Below are 14,803 nucleotides of genomic sequence, written 5' to 3' on the forward strand. Positions count from 1 at the left end.
CAAGGCGGGTCACAACGGCCTTTTCGCAGCCTGTTCACGCAAGGGATCAAGCTGAGCGGATAGCCGCAGCGGGTCTCACGGTACGCTTTCCTGCGCCGCGCTCCCCGTGGTCGCGCGGCTGGCCAGGCTTGCTTGTTGCACAGCCCGAAAGATCCTTGCTTATTCAGGGAATAAGCGACGGAGAGACCGGGTAAGGGTCCATGGATGGACGCTATATATCTTGGCAATGTCGGCGAGAGACATGTTTGACTGAGCAAGCCTACGCTTAGCATCTCGGACTTGCTGATCCGTCATTTTGGGGCGACGACCCAATCGTTTACCTCGTTTCCGCGCGGCGGCCAGACCTTGCTTGGTTCGCTGACTGAGCAGCTGGCGTTCGAACTCTGCCAAGCCGCTGATGAAGGTATAGAGCAGCTTGCCATGGGGTGTTGCTGTGTCGATCTGCATCGACACAATCTTTATCACGACGCCTCGCTCAGTGAGCATATCGAGTTCGGTCAACGCGTCCTTCGCCGAACGGAATGCACGATCAAGGTCGAGAATGACCAAGGTGTCACCGTGGTTGAGACGGCTGATCACGTCCGCATAGATGGGTCGGTGCTTGGCGGCTGCGGATAACCGCTCAATGCACAGTTCATCGCAAATAGGGGACAAAGCATCGACTTGGCGGTCAATGCACTGTTCCTCTGTGCTCACACGTAGATATCCAATTCTCATAGGCGTTCTTAGCAACAACCCGCTCCGAAGAGGCCGCATTCAACAAAAACGACCCTTTCTGCGTTGCTGCCCGCGAGGAGCTGAATTCGACCATCGAAACCGCTCTAACTCGCGCATTCCCTTCATCTGATACCAGTTTACCAAAGTCCACGGCTCTGGCACAAATTTAACGCACAAACGGTCCTTTATGTTGGATCGTAACAGACTGAAATTAAGTAAATATTTACCATATTCGGTTATGCTTTCATCTGTGATTGCAATGTGTTGCGCCGCGCAATTTGCAGCCGCTCAAACGGCAGACGACGTTCTCAATCAGATGGGAGATGATGAGCGCTTTGCGTATCTCTCAGGGACGGTTGAAGGCTTGGCCACAGCGCGATGGATTGCCGATAAGCCCGACGCCTCGGGGATGCAGTGCATCTACGCATGGCACTAGGCCTCAGCAATCTGCGCTTTCTCAGCTTCATCAATCGCCAGTGCGCCGATGTTTGCGTGATACGCGAGTTGGTTGAGATTGTTGGCGATCCGCGATTGCCCGAGCAGTGCCAAAGCCTCTGCCACAGCCTTCCTGTCCGCCACCACATCCTTGGGCCGCGATTTTCGACGCTTCTCTTCGGTGGCGAACACACAGGCCCGGATGTAGGCTGACAGCGTCATACCTGTTGCCAATTCTTCCAGTCGCTTGCGTTCAGCAAGCGTCAGGCGCAACGTTACCGGCGAGATAGTGGTGCGCTTCGAGGCGTTTTTCTGGGTGCCGCTCATAGCGACGGTCCTCGTGTCCGCTTGCGCGGCGTGTACGCCGTTCGTACTTTGCTCTTTGGACTTCCCGTTGGCGGGGCTGCAGCTGCTTCGAACTCATTCAACCAACGAACAATCTCCGGTTCCGCCTCGAGAACAGCGCCCCAATCTTCCAATTCATCAAGCAAAGAAACAAGTGATGGGGGTTCTAGATCCGTCTGGTCAACTGCACCAAATCTCTTCTTTCAAAGTCGGTGGACCTCTTCGTTTGTGGACCGGCACCCTACATTCCATACATCCCATAGTTGCAGGGCTGCCGACACAAGGATCGCCCAATCTCAGGTTGTGATCAGGATACCAATCCTCGCGATATAGGGCGAAGTGGGGACACTACGGAATCCCTTACTTTTTAACATTTGGTAAATAATGCATAGTCACTGTGTTCCGTGAGTGGTGGCTTAGCCATGGAACAGCAGGATGGCGTCTCGCGATTTCGATGACTTCCCGCCCTGCATCAATACCCGGCTCACTTGTTATTTTTCTGCAGGTGAGCCGGACCTTGACCGCGAAAGCGCCACTGAAACACATCGGCAGAGGTTAAGACCGGTGTCCACGTAAGAGACGTAATCTGTCATCCAGACAACCGATGCGATCATTTTGCTGCCACCCGTTGCTGTGCGATTGGTATCGGAAAAAGCGTGGCGCACGGTCCTTGATAGGACACAATGGGATTGCCATCCTGCCGCAACGCGATCGCTACAGGATCGGGGATGCGCGAGACCCCAGGCTGTGCCCTGATGTCGATTGATCAAAGGAAGCCGCGACATGGCCAAGCAAAAGACAATCATCACCTGTGCCGTAACAGGGGCCATCCATACGCCGACGATGTCCGACAACTTGCCGATCACGCACAATGAAATTGCCGAACAGGCCATCGCCGCTGCCGAAGCCGGCGCATCAATCCTACATCTGCACACACGCGATCAGGTAGATGGCCGTCCGTCTGTCGCACCCAACGACTATTCCGGCATCCTGTCGCGGGTCAAACAGTCAACGAACGCGGTGCTGAACATCACGACAGGCGGCGCCCCCACGATGCGGATCGAAGAACGGATTCAGGCCGCCCTGCACTTCAGCCCCGAGATGTGCTCGCTGAACATGGGGTCGATGAACTTTGCCTTTCATGCGCTGGCCGATCGCTACGACACATGGAAATACGATTGGGAAAGGGAGTACATCGCCGGATCCGAAGCGAACATATTTCGGAACACGTTCGCCGACATCAAACAAGCGGCCACTGCGCTCGCTGGGCACGACATCAAGTTCGAACATGAGTGTTACGATGTTGGCCACCTCTACAACCTCAAGCACTGCATGGAGATCGGCCTGTTCAAAGCCCCGGTCTTTCTACAATTCGTGTTCGGCGTGTTGGGCGGGATCGGGGCCGAGGTGGAGAACCTGATCTTCATGAAACGTACCGCAGACCGTTTGTTCGGCACCGACTACCGCTGGTCGGTGCTTGGGGCCGGAGCAGCGCAGATGCCACTTGCGACAACGGCAAGCCAGATGGGTGGCAATGTGCGCGTGGGGCTTGAGGACAGCCTGTTCATCAGCCGCGGTCAGCTTGCGACAAGCAATGCACAACAGGTGACGAAGATCCGCAGGATCATCGAAGACTTGGGCTGCGAAGTCGCCACCCCGGACGAGGCCCGCGACATGCTGGACCTCAAGGGCGGCGACAAGGTCGCGTTCTAGTCGTCATCCAAGAGGATGCGATGCGCGTCTCCATCGGGGTCGGAGTACTGGTCGCTCTTCAACGTCCAGACAAAGGCGACGAGCGCCCCCAGCCCAAGGATCAGCGAGCACGGAACAAGTATGACAAGCACATTCATGATTTCGCCCTCGTACGCAAAGCGTTGACAGTCACAGTGATCGAGCTGGTGGACATGGCCAGCGCCGCCATCAGGGGCGAGGCAAAGCCGGAAAGTGCCAGCGGAATCGCAACAGCGTTATAGCACGCCGCGAGTCCAAAGTTCTCCAAAATCCGACGCCGGGCACTGCGCGCAATGCCGATGGCATCCGGAATGCCGGACAGGTGTTGGCCCAGCAGCACCACGTCAGCCGCGTTCTGGCTCGCCTCCAGCGCGTTGCCGGGCGCCATAGAGGCCCAAGCCCGCGTCAAGGCCAGCGTATCGTTCAGCCCGTCGCCCACCATCACAACCTTGCGCCCGTCGACTTGCAGCGCCTCAATCAGGTCCTGTTTGGCCTCCGGGTCCACCTCGGCATGGACATGGTCCACACCCAGTTCTGCGGCCACGCGCGATGCGTTTTGCGCGCTGTCACCGGTCAGCATGTGGACTTCCAAGCCCATCGCCCGCAGACGCACCAGGGTCTCATCGGCATCATCAAACACCTGCTCACGGCGTTGAAGCGCATAGTGCGTGCCGCCAATGCGCAGAACAGTCCCCTGCCCCACACCGGCCCACGCGGCGTTGCCAAAGCGGACCTCGGTTCCTTGCCAGAGGCCAGAAACGCCGTTGCCACGATGCTCGGCCACCTGCTCCAGTTTTGCTGCGGTGACATCCTTGAGCAATGGCAGGACCGACCGGCTGAGCGGGTGTGCCGACGCTTGCGCCAAGGCCTTGAGCACGGCGCACGCTTCCGCGGGCATGTTGGCGGGCGGCACCAGCGCCGCAGCAGACAGCGTACCGGTCTTGTCAAGGACGATGGTATCGACCTCCGCCAACCGCTCCAGCGCGGTTTCGGACTTCACCAGCAGCCCCATGCGGAACAAGCGCCCCGTCGCCACAGTCGCCACCGCAGGCACGGCAAGGCCCAGCGCACAGGGACAGGTGATGATCAGCGTAGCGATAGCGATCTTCAGGGCGTTGTACCAATCACCGGTCGCCACCGACCAGACCACGAAAGCCGCAAAGGACAGCCCATGGACCAAAGGCGCGTAAATTGCGCCCGCGCGGTCGGCAAGGCTGGTGTAGCGGCTGCGCGCGCCCTCGGCCTGCGCCGCGATCTGGATCAGGCGGCGCAAGGTCGATCCCTTGGCCGCGACGGTGGTCTGCATGGTCACGGGACCGGTCAGCACAACCTCACCCGCCGTCAAAGCCTGACCTTGCGCCACGACAATCTCATCGCTTTCACCGGTCAAGGCACTGCGATCAACCTGAACCGTCGCACTGTTCAACACGCCATCAACCGGCACCCGAGACCCGGCAGCCAGCCAAAGCGTGTCCCCTTCCGCCACTTCGTCAACGGGCACGGTCACGCGCGTCTCACCGTCCAGCCGGGTCACACGCAACGGCTCCAGGGCCGCCAGATCGGCAGCGGCCGACCGAGCCGCCTGACGCATCCGCTTCTCAAGAACGCGCCCACCCAGAAGGAAGAAGGTCAAGGACAAGGCCGCATCGAAATAGGCATGCTTGCCGCTTTGGGTCGTCTCATAAAGCGACAGTCCACATGCCAGAATAATCGCTAGCGAAATCGGCACATCCATGTTCAGACGCCGCACGCGCAATACGGACCACGCCGACCAGAAAAACGGCTGCGCACAGTAGACAGCCGCAGGCAGCGAAATCGCGGCGGCGATCCAGTGGAAAAAGTCGCGCGTCGCATCCGTCGCGCCAGACCAGACGGCGACAGACAGCAGCATGACATTCATCATGGCAAAACCCGCAACGCCAAGGCGCATGGTCAGCCCGTCGTCCTGTGCGTGGCGGCCCGCATCGCGCGCCTCGTGCGCCTCGAACCCGATCTCGGCCAGGGCCGCGATCCAGGGGGACGGGTCCATGCCCGGCTCTGCCGAGATGGAGACACGCTTGCGGCTCAGGTTCACACGAGCGGCGGCAATGTCGGTGCGGGTGTTAAGCAGTCTTTCGACCGAACGAATGCAGGCAGCGCAGTGAATGCCGGGCAGGATCAGCTCGTGCGTGGGCAGGCCTGGGTCGCGCCCGACGTTTTCAGCCGCGTCACCGGCAGCGACACAGCCCGGGCAGGATGCAACGGTCATGGGCGCACCCTCAACACCACGCGCTGGCGGAAGTCCGTGCCATCAGGGGCCACGGCCGCCAAACGCAGGTTCCAGTTGCCTGGCGCCAGTTCGGGGATGGTCGCGACGAACTTTGTGCCATCATGACGGAAGACGGGAATCATATCCTCGTTCACATGGGTCGCGCGGCCCAAGGTCGCCGCCTGGATATGCGGCACAACCGGGCCGATGTCGTCGTCGATGTACAGCGCCAGGATATCGCCAGTCGTCTCAAGCCGGACGTCCCAGCCCAATGCTTCCTGCGCTGCACGTTCCTCGTCAAATACCTGGCTGACCATGTAGGAATTCCTGGTCTCCAGCCCGGGAAAGGTGCTGACCGCCTGGAACGCCATCGTCAGGTTCACACTGATGATGATGCCAAAGCCTGTGCAGAAGATCGCAAGCACGTGCCAGCCCTTGAGTTCCTTTATCATGTCTCAGCCCTTTCCGTTAAAGATTGTGGCGACGCCAGCCCGGTCGTCGGTCTCGACGTCTTCGACCCATAGGCGCAGGTCAGTGGTTTCTGCATCAGCCGCCGGATCCTGAGGACGCGCGATCACGTAGACACGCGCCTGCATGGTCTCGTTCGCAGGAACAGTCACGTGATTGGCAACTTCCCCGTCGCTTTCCACGTCGATGCGCAGAATTTCTTCCGAGGTCAGCATGACCCGGAACGCCCGTGGCTCTGCGGTCAGGTTGCGGATGCGCAAGGTGTAGGCGTTGCGGACGGACCCGTCCGATAGGGTCACGAATTGCGGATTGCGCACCGGCTCGACGGTGAGGTCGATGTCCGAGCGAATGAACAGCGCATAGACAAGTGCAACACCGATCAACGACCACATCGCGGTATAGAGGATCGTGCGGGGGCGCAGCACGTGCTGCCAGATGGGACGCGGCTTGGCCCCGTTCGTCTCCGCCTCTTCATCCGAGAGCGCCAAATAGTCGATCAGGCCCCGCGGCTTGCCGATCCGCTCCATCACCTCGTCACAGGCGTCGATGCAGAGCGCGCAGGTGATGCACTCCATCTGTTGTCCATCGCGGATGTCGATGCCCGCCGGGCATACGTTCACGCAGGCCATGCAGTCGATGCAATCGCCGCGCTGATCCGCGTCCTCGGCCTTCATATGCTTGCCGCGCGGCTCGCCCCGCCAGTGGCGATAGGCGACGGTCAGCGTGCTTTCATCCATCATGGCGGCCTGAATGCGCGGCCACGGACACATGTAGTTGCACACCTGCTCGCGCATGAACCCGCCAAAAACAAAGGTCGTCGCAGTCAGGATCAGAATGGTGGAATAGGCCACCAAAGGCGCGTCGAAGGTCACCAGATCGCGCGCCAGCGTCGGCGCATCAGCAAAGTAGAACACCCAGGCCCCGCCCGTGGCGAGTGCGATAAAGAACCACACCACCCACTTGGTCATCCAAAGGCGAAACTTCTTAAAAGACCACTCCGCGTTCCACAGACGAACCCGCGCATTGCGATCCCCCTCAATCCAGCGTTCAACGAGGATAAAGAGGTCCGTCCACACGGTCTGCGGGCACGTATAGCCGCACCAAACGCGGCCCAGCGCCGAGGTGAAAAGGAAAAGCCCAAGGCCCGCCATGATCAGCAAGCCAGCAACGAAGTAGAACTCGTGCGGCCAGATCTCGATCCACAGGAAGTAGAAGCGGCGCCCGGCCAGATCGACCAGAACCGCCTGATCGGGCAGATTCGGTCCGCGATCCCAGCGGATCCACGGGGTCAGGTAGTAGATGGCCAGGGTCACGCCCATGATCCACCATTTCAGGGTGCGGTACGTGCCCTTCACCCGCCTTGGGAAAATCGGTTCGCGCGGCGCATAAAGCGGCGGCGGAGAAGCCGGAGACTGTGTCATATTCGGTTGTCCTGTTCGTAGGCGTACACTGCACATCAGCGGGCCAATCAACCTTGATCTGGATCAAGCTTGGAGGGGGAAATCCCGGTCCCTGCATGGTACGAACAGGACAGAGACCGGGACCGCCGCGCATCGCCTCCAAAGGGGCGCAGATACGCCCGACGCGCGGCGTGGTGAGAAAGCCGCGAGTGTGCTACTCGCCGCCTCCCAATTGGTGCAGGTAGAGCGTGACGGCCTTGATCTCGAACTCTTCCAGACGCTCACCCCAGGCGGGCATGACCCCGAAACGGGAATAGGTGACTGTCTCGATCAGGGTCTCGCGGTCGCCGCCATAAAGCCAGATGGCGTCATTGAGCGTCGGCGCCCCCAAGCTGCGGTCGCCCTCGCCGTTCAGGCCATGGCAGGCGCTGCATTGCTCCTCGAACCAGACCATGCCCTGCTGCGCCATGGCCGCGTCATGTTCCTGACCCGATATGGCCAGCACATGTTCGACGGTCTGCGCGATCTCTTCATCCGACAAGATGTCGCCAAAGGCGGGCATCTCGGACCAGCGAGCATCAGGGTCGGTATCGTTCCGGATCCCGTGGCGCACGGTGAACTCAATGTCCTCAAGCGTCCCGCCCCACAGCCACGCATCGTCAAGCAGGTTGGGGTAACCCGCCGCCTGCACACCTGCAGCGCCCTGACCATGGCATTGTGAACAATTTGCCAGGAACACGGACGCCCCCCCGGCCACGCCAAAGCGGTGGGCCGGATCGTCGGGCGACAGCGTGGACAAATCAGCCGCCGCCAGACGCTCGGACACCTCGGCATTGCGCGCGTTGACTTCGGCAATCTCCTGCGCCACTTCGGCGCGGGTCGAATGCCCCAGCACCCCTTGCGTGGCCGAGTTGATCAGCGGCCAGGCCGGATAGGCGATGGTATAGGCCAGACCCCAAGCGACGGTTCCGTAAAAGGTCCACAGCCACCAGCGCGGCAACGGGTTGTTCAGCTCCTTGATCCCGTCCCACTCGTGACCGGTGGTATCGGTCCCGGTGACCTCATCAATGTCTTTCTTGTCAGCCATCTTGCTTGGCCTCCGGTTCTTGCGCGTCAAGATGCGCGTCAGTGTCGTTTCGCAGGGGGATGCCAGCGGCGTCCTCATTGGCCGCCTTGGCCGAAGGCCGCACTGCGTAAAGGCAGGCCGAGATGTAGAAGAGCATCATGGCGATCAGCGCCCAACTGCCTGCAAATTCACGCAGGATCGAGTATGTCGTTTCCATGTTAGCCTCCTATCGGGTCGGATCCGGGGTGAAGGTCGAGAAGTCGACCAACGTGCCCAGCATCTGCAGATACGCGATCAGCGCATCCATCTCGGTCAGCTCGGGCTGACCATCGAAGTTCGACACCACTGCACCGGGATAGCGTTCGACCAACCCATCCCAATCGCCGTCAGGATCGGCCTGCACCCGGAAGTCGGCAGATGCCTGCGCGATCATCTCATCGGTGTATGGCACGCCGACAAAGCGGTGAGTGCGCAGCAAATCCTCAATCCGCTCTCCGTCGATGACAGCGTCCGCGAGGAAGGCGTATCTTGGCATCACACTTTCAGGCACCACAGATTGCGGGTCCATGAAGTGATCGACATGCCAGGCATCGGAGTACCGTCCACCGACGCGCGCAAGGTCAGGCCCCGTGCGCTTCGACCCCCACTGGTGCGGGTGGTCGTATTTCGACTCCGCTGCCAGTGAGTAGTGGCCGTAGCGCTCGACCTCGTCCCGCAAGGGGCGGATCATCTGGCTGTGGCAGACATAGCACCCCTCGCGGATGTAGACATCGCGCCCCGTCAATTCGAGCGGACTGTAGGGACGCACGCCTTCCACCTCTTCAATCGTGTTTTCGATGTAGAAGAGCGGTGCAATCTCCACGATCCCGCCGACGGACACGGTCAGCAGCGAGAAGACGAACAAAAGCGTCGGGCTGCGTTCAAGCACTTGGTGGCGCTGAAGAAATCCTTGTTTCATGGTTCTCTCTCCTTACGCAGCTTGTGCAGGTTGAGCCGCAGCAACAGGCGCTGCCGGCGGGGCCACCTTGACGGGCGCGCCGCCCCGGATGGTCATCCACATGTTCCAGACCATGATGCAGGCCCCGGTGAGGTACAGAACCCCGCCCAGTCCGCGCACCACATACATCGGGAACTTCGCGCTCACGGTGTCGGCGAACGAGTTCACCAGGAACCCTTGGGCATCGACTTCACGCCACATCAGGCCTTCCATGATGCCGGTCACCCACATGGATGCCGCGTAGAGCACGATGCCGATGGTCGCGAGCCAGAAGTGCCAGTCGATGGCTGCCATCGAATACATCTGCTTGCGGCCCCACAGGCGCGGCGTCAGGAAGTAGAGCGCACCAAAGGTGATCATGCCGTTCCAACCCAGCGCCCCGGAGTGCACGTGACCAATGGTCCAGTCAGTATAGTGGCTCAGGCTGTTGACCGCCTTGATGGACATCATCGGCCCTTCAAAGGTGGACATGCCGTAGAACGCGAGGCTGATCACCATCATCCGGATGATCGGATCGGTGCGCAGCTTGTCCCAGGCCCCCTGAAGCGTCATCAGACCGTTGATCATGCCACCCCAGGACGGCATCCACAGGATGATCGAGAACACCATGCCAAGGGTCGAGGCCCAGTCCGGCAACGCGGTGTAGTGCAGGTGGTGCGGACCGGCCCAGATATACAAGAAGATCAGCGCCCAGAAGTGGATGATCGACAGCTTGTAGCTGTAGACGGGACGGCCCGCCTGCTTGGGTACGAAATAGTACATCATGCCCAGGAAGCCCGCGGTCAGGAAGAAGCCCACCGCGTTGTGGCCATACCACCACTGCGTCATCGCATCCTGCACGCCCGAGAAGATCTGAACGGACTTCGAGCCGAAGATCGACACCGGAATGCTCAGGTTGTTGACGATGTGCAGCATCGCCACGGTGATGATGAAGGCGAGCAGGAACCAGTTCGCGACATAGATATGCTTCTCTTGCCGTTTGAAGATCGTGCCCATGTAGACGGCAAGGAAGGCAACCCAGACGATGGTCAGCCAGATGTCCACGTACCATTCAGGCTCGGCATATTCCTTGGACTGCGTCGCCCCCAGCAAGTAGCCGGTCGCCGCCATCACGATGAACAGCTGGTAGCCCCAGAACACGAACCACGCCGTGTTGCCGCCCCAAAGACGCGCGCCACAGGTGCGCTGGACGATGTAGAATGAGGACATGATCAGCGCGTTGCCCCCGAACGCGAAAATCACCGCACTTGTGTGCAGCGGGCGCAGACGTCCGAAGTTCGTAAAGGGCTGGCCCCAATCGAAGTTCAGCGCGGGAAAGGCCAACTGGAAGGCAATGAATACCCCCACCAGAAAGCCGACGATGCCCCAGAACCCCGTGGCGATCACACCTGCGCGGATCACACCGTCCATGTATCCGGAGGTGTCGACCTGCGGCTTTTCGGTGTCGATCTGGCGGACCTGCCAGATGAACATGCCCAGCGCGATCACAAAGATCAGCGCGGCGTGTAGCTTGTAGGCCGCATCGTGACCCCAATCCGCTGCAATGGCAGCGAACAGGGCGACAAGGCCAAGCAAAATGAGTTTAAAGTAGTCCCACATTCTCTTTCCTTTGCAAATTCGCACTGATCGCCGTCGCATTGGGGATCCGCGCGCGTCTGCGCACTGTCCCCGCGGGGACAACAGACCTGTTCGTATGTTGGTGGATTAGGGAAGCGCTGTTTTGCGCGCGTTGATCTGGATCAAGATACGAAAATTTACCGGATCACATGCACCGCACAGGGCGCATGGCGCGTCACCCAGGCCGCCGTCGACCCCAGCAAAATGTCCGACAGCGCAGGTTGGTGTGACGGCATCACGATCAGGTCCACACCATGATCTTTTGCATAATCGGTAATGCTGCGCCCTGTCGCGCCCTCGATCAACGCGCTTTGCGCGTTGGGCAACTCTGCCGCCATCACCTGAAGGCGCGATGCCAGACGCTCGCGGTTACCGATGACCAGATCGGACGGAACAAATTCAGCCGCGTAGACCGGGATCTGCTCCAACACATGCAACAGCGTGATCAACGCACCCTCTGACGACAGGTGTTTGGCCACCTTTTCGGCGCGCGGGTGATCGCGATCTTCCCCGAATGCGACCGGAATCAAAATGTTCTTGTACATAACGCAGCCCTCCTTCGACTCTTCGGTCAAAAGGGATAGGCCGCAACGCGCAGAGCCGCGTTGATGTGGATCAAGAGAGGGTCAGGTCAGATCAGCGGGCCGCCATCGGAATCGTCGCCACTCTCCAGCAGCAACGTTTCAAGATCGGGCACGATGACACTGCGATTGCCATCCAGCTCGATCACGCCGTCTTTGCGCAGACCGGTAAACTGACGACTGACGGTTTCGATGGTCAGACCAAGGAAGTTCGCCATCGCCTCGCGGCTTATGGGCAATTCGATTCGCGAGGTGTCACCCAGGACATGTCCGTCCGGATGCACGGTCCGCTTGGCGATCAGCATCAGGAAACTCGCGATCTTCTCGCGCGCCGTCTTGCGCCCCAGAAGCAGCATCCAGTCGCGGGCGGCGTCCAACTCGTCCAGCGCCATCTCAAGCATCCGCTCCTGCACATGGGGGATGCGCACAAGCAGGTCCTCGAACGGTTTGCGGTAGAAACAGCAAAGCGTCACGTCAGTCACAGCAGTGACATCATATTGCAGGGTGGACCGGCCCGGACGGCCGATGAAATCGGACGGCAGCAAGAGGCCAACCAATTGCGTGCGCCCATCTTCGATGGCGCGTTCCAGCGTGGCCGTGCCGCTCACCAGTGAGGCAACCACATCCAAAGCATCGCCGCGCATGGCGATGGTCTGACCAGCAGAATAGGATTTATAGAACTTGATCGCGTTCAGCTCGACCAGCTCGTCATCATCGCAGCGCGAGCACACCGCCCGGTGGCGGATCGGGCAGCTTGAGCAATTGTCGATGGCCGTCAGCGGCTTGTTCATCCCGCCCTCCGTTGATCTGGGTCAATGCGCATAACAAGCGCTTCACTCACTTTTGCCCCATGAAACACATTTCCGAACTCCGCAAACATGGTCTTTTCGACGCACGGGTACCGCGTTTCACGAGCTACCCGCCAGCAAATTGGTTTAGCGAAAAGGTCGACGCGGAATGCGTCCATACCTGGCAGGCCACAGCGCCCAAGGATGCAAAGATTTCGCTCTATGTCCACATTCCCTTTTGCCGCAGATTATGCTGGTTCTGCGCCTGCCGCACCCAAGGCACGCGCAGCGACGCCCCGCTTGCCCCATATGTCGAGCGTGTGCTGACCGAAGCCCAGCAAATGCGCGACGGCTTTTCAAACGGGGTGAACACCAAGCGCCTTCATTTAGGCGGAGGAACGCCGACGATCCTGCCCGCACCCGTTCTCGATCACCTTTTGACCGGGCTGAATGACATCTGGGACTTCGGCGCGCTCGATGAATTCTCGGTCGAGGTTGATCCGACGGATGTTGGCCCCAACCGGCTGGCGACACTCAAGGCGCACGGCCTGTCGCGTGCCAGCCTCGGCATTCAGGACTTCGATCCACAAGTGCAGCAGGCCATCGGGCGCGAACAATCACGCGACCTGACTGCAAACGTCGTAGATCAGTTGCGCGCATTGGATGTGAACGCACTGAATTTCGACCTGCTCTACGGCCTGCCCTATCAGACCGAGCAGACGCTCAGCGCAACGCTTGACGCCGCACTGGGGATGGAGCCGGGGCGCATCGCGCTTTTCGGCTACGCCCATGTGCCTTGGATGTCGAAACGCCAATCGCTGATCCCCAGCGACGCCCTGCCCGCGCCCGAGAAACGCCTTGCACTGTTTGAACTTGCGCGCAGGACGCTACTGGGCCGCGGTTACGTCCAGATCGGCATCGACCACTTCGCGCGACCCGACGACGCGCTGGCGCAAGCGTTCTTCAACAAGCGCCTCACGCGGTCGTTCCAAGGGTATACCGACGACAGCGCGCCTTACCTTGTGGGGCTCGGCGCTTCGGCGATCTCGACCTATCCGCAGGGCTTTGCGCAGAATATCCCCGTGACAGGCAAATACGCGGCCCAGGTCGAAGCCGACCAGCCCGCCATGTGGCGCGGCTACGTGCTGACAGAGGCCGATCACATGCGCGCTGACATCGTCGAACAGCTCATGTGTTATCACGCGGCAACTCTGTCCCTGTCGCAACGGGCTGATCAGATGATCCTGTCCAGCATTCTGCACATCGTCGAAAGGTTCGGCGATGCAGTGTCGTGGGACGGCAAAACACTGACAATCGCCCGCTGGGCACACCCACTGGTGCGGATGATCGCGGGCACGCTGGCCACAGAACAGACCGAGCAGGCCGACAAGAGGACCTACAGCGCGGCGATCTAGTCGAATGTCAGCGCTTGCGGTGTGCCAACCTCGAACGAGGCTTGGGCCGCATCCGCCATCACCTGCGCTTTGTAGCCATCGATCCCGCTGGGGTTCGGCGGCGTGCCTGCAGTCAGCACCTCGACAAAATGCGTCATCTCGGCGGTGTAAGCGGCGGCGTAGCGTTCCAGGAAAAATGGCTCGGTCGGGGCGCGGGTGAAGCCGCTGGCATCCGACACCTCAACCGTGGATGTCAGCACGTTATCGGCGCGCAGCATCCCGCTTTCCCCATGAACTTCAATGCGTTGGTCATAGCCGTAGGTCGCGCGACGCGAGTTGGAAATCTGGCAGAGCTTGCCGGATGCCGTGCGCAAGCTGACCATCGCCGTGTCCACATCACCCGCCTCGCCAATCGCTGAGTCCACGAGACAGGAGCCGTGCGCAAAGATCTCGACCGGGTCTTCGCCCAGCAGAAACCGCGCCATATCCAGATCGTGGATCATCATGTCCCGGAACAGCCCACCCGAGGTTTTGATATAGCCGATGGGCGGTGGCGACGGATCGCGCGACAGGATCGTCACCATCTCGACCTGCCCGATGCGGCCCGCGTCGATCTGGGTTTTTAGCGTGCGAAAGTTTGGATCAAAGCGTCGGTTGAAGGCGATGAAGAACGGCACGTCATGCTGCTGCACCACCGCGAGGCAGTCGCGAATACGACCTGCATTCAGGTCGATGGGCTTTTCGCAGAAGATAGCCTTGCCCGCCCGCGCCGCACCATGGATTAAGTCGTAGTGGGTGGTCGTTGGTGTGCCGATCACTACCGCGTCGATGTCCGAGGCGGCGAGGATATCCTCGACCTCCATGACCTTCGCGCCTGTCCGTTTCGCCAGCGCCTCTGCTGCCTCCGGCATGGCGTCGGCCACCGCGGCAACCTGCGCGCCCTCCAGCCCCATCAGGCTGCGGGCATGGACCTGTCCGATCCGGCCACAACCCAGAAGTGCGATGTTGATCATGGG

At 60.3% G+C, this 14,803-nt stretch carries 15 protein-coding genes; 2 read left to right on the top strand and 13 right to left on the bottom strand.

Going from position 1 to position 14,803, the window contains the following annotated elements:
* Positions 1–159: 159 nt before the first annotated feature.
* Entirely contained in the window at positions 160–756 is a 597-nt protein-coding gene (locus tag RA29_RS03585) for a recombinase family protein (protein ID WP_082029418.1), read from the bottom strand.
* 393 nt (positions 757–1,149) lie between these two features.
* Positions 1,150–1,479 (bottom strand): hypothetical protein, encoded by a 330-nt coding sequence (locus tag RA29_RS03590; protein ID WP_052249449.1) that lies wholly within the window; start codon positions 1,477–1,479, stop codon positions 1,150–1,152.
* 801 nt (positions 1,480–2,280) lie between these two features.
* On the opposite strand from RA29_RS03590, the gene RA29_RS03595 reads away from it, so the two are divergent.
* Positions 2,281–3,210 (top strand): 3-keto-5-aminohexanoate cleavage protein, encoded by a 930-nt coding sequence (locus RA29_RS03595; RefSeq protein ID WP_039682978.1) that lies wholly within the window; start codon positions 2,281–2,283, stop codon positions 3,208–3,210.
* Here RA29_RS03595 and ccoS read toward each other — a convergent pair.
* The 10 genes from ccoS to RA29_RS03645 all read right to left on the bottom strand — a co-directional run bounded on the left by ccoS (position 3,207) and on the right by RA29_RS03645 (position 12,396).
* Positions 3,207–3,347, bottom strand: a complete 141-nt coding sequence (gene ccoS, locus RA29_RS03600) for a cbb3-type cytochrome oxidase assembly protein CcoS (protein ID WP_039682980.1) — start codon at positions 3,345–3,347, stop codon at positions 3,207–3,209. The genes RA29_RS03595 and ccoS overlap by 4 nt on opposite strands.
* Positions 3,344–5,476, bottom strand: coding sequence for a heavy metal translocating P-type ATPase (locus RA29_RS03605; RefSeq protein WP_039682982.1), 2,133 nt, complete (start codon positions 5,474–5,476; stop codon positions 3,344–3,346). The genes ccoS and RA29_RS03605 overlap by 4 nt, the downstream gene beginning before the upstream one ends.
* Entirely contained in the window at positions 5,473–5,928 is a 456-nt protein-coding gene (locus tag RA29_RS03610) for a FixH family protein (protein WP_039682984.1), read from the bottom strand. Before RA29_RS03610 ends, RA29_RS03605 begins: the two co-directional genes overlap by 4 nt.
* A 3-nt stretch (positions 5,929–5,931) precedes the next feature.
* Positions 5,932–7,365, bottom strand: coding sequence for a cytochrome c oxidase accessory protein CcoG (gene ccoG, locus RA29_RS03615; protein ID WP_039682986.1), 1,434 nt, complete (start codon positions 7,363–7,365; stop codon positions 5,932–5,934).
* A gap of 193 nt (positions 7,366–7,558) precedes the next feature.
* The gene (gene ccoP, locus RA29_RS03620) at positions 7,559–8,431 is read right to left on the bottom strand and encodes a cytochrome-c oxidase, cbb3-type subunit III (protein ID WP_039682988.1); all 873 of its coding nucleotides are present in this window, start codon (positions 8,429–8,431) and stop codon (positions 7,559–7,561) included.
* Positions 8,424–8,627, bottom strand: a complete 204-nt coding sequence (locus RA29_RS03625; protein ID WP_039682990.1) for a CcoQ/FixQ family Cbb3-type cytochrome c oxidase assembly chaperone — start codon at positions 8,625–8,627, stop codon at positions 8,424–8,426. The genes ccoP and RA29_RS03625 overlap by 8 nt, the downstream gene beginning before the upstream one ends.
* A 9-nt stretch (positions 8,628–8,636) precedes the next feature.
* Complete coding sequence (ccoO, locus tag RA29_RS03630; protein ID WP_039682992.1) at positions 8,637–9,368, bottom strand: cytochrome-c oxidase, cbb3-type subunit II; 732 nt, start codon at positions 9,366–9,368, stop codon at positions 8,637–8,639.
* 12 nt (positions 9,369–9,380) lie between these two features.
* The gene (gene ccoN / locus RA29_RS03635; protein WP_039682993.1) at positions 9,381–11,006 is read right to left on the bottom strand and encodes a cytochrome-c oxidase, cbb3-type subunit I; all 1,626 of its coding nucleotides are present in this window, start codon (positions 11,004–11,006) and stop codon (positions 9,381–9,383) included.
* 155 nt (positions 11,007–11,161) lie between these two features.
* Entirely contained in the window at positions 11,162–11,569 is a 408-nt protein-coding gene (locus RA29_RS03640) for a universal stress protein (protein WP_039682996.1), read from the bottom strand.
* 86 nt (positions 11,570–11,655) lie between these two features.
* Complete coding sequence (locus RA29_RS03645; RefSeq protein WP_039682998.1) at positions 11,656–12,396, bottom strand: Crp/Fnr family transcriptional regulator; 741 nt, start codon at positions 12,394–12,396, stop codon at positions 11,656–11,658.
* A 59-nt stretch (positions 12,397–12,455) separates the two neighbouring features.
* Between RA29_RS03645 and hemN the strand changes: the two genes are divergently transcribed.
* Positions 12,456–13,808 carry an oxygen-independent coproporphyrinogen III oxidase gene (gene hemN, locus RA29_RS03650; protein ID WP_039683000.1) on the top strand — a complete coding sequence of 451 codons (1,353 nt, stop codon included), beginning with the start codon at positions 12,456–12,458 and terminating at the stop codon, positions 13,806–13,808.
* Here the strand turns inward: hemN and iolG are convergent.
* On the bottom strand, positions 13,805–14,800 hold the full coding sequence (iolG, locus tag RA29_RS03655) for an inositol 2-dehydrogenase (RefSeq protein WP_039683002.1): 996 nt from the start codon (positions 14,798–14,800) through the stop codon (positions 13,805–13,807). The genes hemN and iolG overlap by 4 nt on opposite strands.
* Between the last annotated feature and the right edge of the window lie 3 nt (positions 14,801–14,803).

It is taken from the genome of Tateyamaria sp. ANG-S1, from assembly GCF_000814025.1.
In the GTDB taxonomy this organism is placed as follows: domain Bacteria; phylum Pseudomonadota; class Alphaproteobacteria; order Rhodobacterales; family Rhodobacteraceae; genus Tateyamaria.

What these genes read in the sequence shown, in the direction of transcription:
- RA29_RS03585 (WP_082029418.1), bottom strand. Translation starts at nt 756, where the DNA reads ATGCGGCCTCTTCGGAGCGGGTTGTTGCTAAGAACGCCTATGAGAATT.
- RA29_RS03590 (WP_052249449.1), bottom strand. Translation starts at nt 1,479, where the DNA reads ATGAGCGGCACCCAGAAAAACGCCTCGAAGCGCACCACTATCTCGCCG.
- RA29_RS03595 (WP_039682978.1), top strand. Translation starts at nt 2,281, where the DNA reads ATGGCCAAGCAAAAGACAATCATCACCTGTGCCGTAACAGGGGCCATC.
- ccoS (WP_039682980.1), bottom strand. Translation starts at nt 3,347, where the DNA reads ATGAATGTGCTTGTCATACTTGTTCCGTGCTCGCTGATCCTTGGGCTG.
- RA29_RS03605 (WP_039682982.1), bottom strand. Translation starts at nt 5,476, where the DNA reads ATGACCGTTGCATCCTGCCCGGGCTGTGTCGCTGCCGGTGACGCGGCT.
- RA29_RS03610 (WP_039682984.1), bottom strand. Translation starts at nt 5,928, where the DNA reads ATGATAAAGGAACTCAAGGGCTGGCACGTGCTTGCGATCTTCTGCACA.
- ccoG (WP_039682986.1), bottom strand. Translation starts at nt 7,365, where the DNA reads ATGACACAGTCTCCGGCTTCTCCGCCGCCGCTTTATGCGCCGCGCGAA.
- ccoP (WP_039682988.1), bottom strand. Translation starts at nt 8,431, where the DNA reads ATGGCTGACAAGAAAGACATTGATGAGGTCACCGGGACCGATACCACC.
- RA29_RS03625 (WP_039682990.1), bottom strand. Translation starts at nt 8,627, where the DNA reads ATGGAAACGACATACTCGATCCTGCGTGAATTTGCAGGCAGTTGGGCG.
- ccoO (WP_039682992.1), bottom strand. Translation starts at nt 9,368, where the DNA reads ATGAAACAAGGATTTCTTCAGCGCCACCAAGTGCTTGAACGCAGCCCG.
- ccoN (WP_039682993.1), bottom strand. Translation starts at nt 11,006, where the DNA reads ATGTGGGACTACTTTAAACTCATTTTGCTTGGCCTTGTCGCCCTGTTC.
- RA29_RS03640 (WP_039682996.1), bottom strand. Translation starts at nt 11,569, where the DNA reads ATGTACAAGAACATTTTGATTCCGGTCGCATTCGGGGAAGATCGCGAT.
- RA29_RS03645 (WP_039682998.1), bottom strand. Translation starts at nt 12,396, where the DNA reads ATGAACAAGCCGCTGACGGCCATCGACAATTGCTCAAGCTGCCCGATC.
- hemN (WP_039683000.1), top strand. Translation starts at nt 12,456, where the DNA reads ATGAAACACATTTCCGAACTCCGCAAACATGGTCTTTTCGACGCACGG.
- iolG (WP_039683002.1), bottom strand. Translation starts at nt 14,800, where the DNA reads ATGATCAACATCGCACTTCTGGGTTGTGGCCGGATCGGACAGGTCCAT.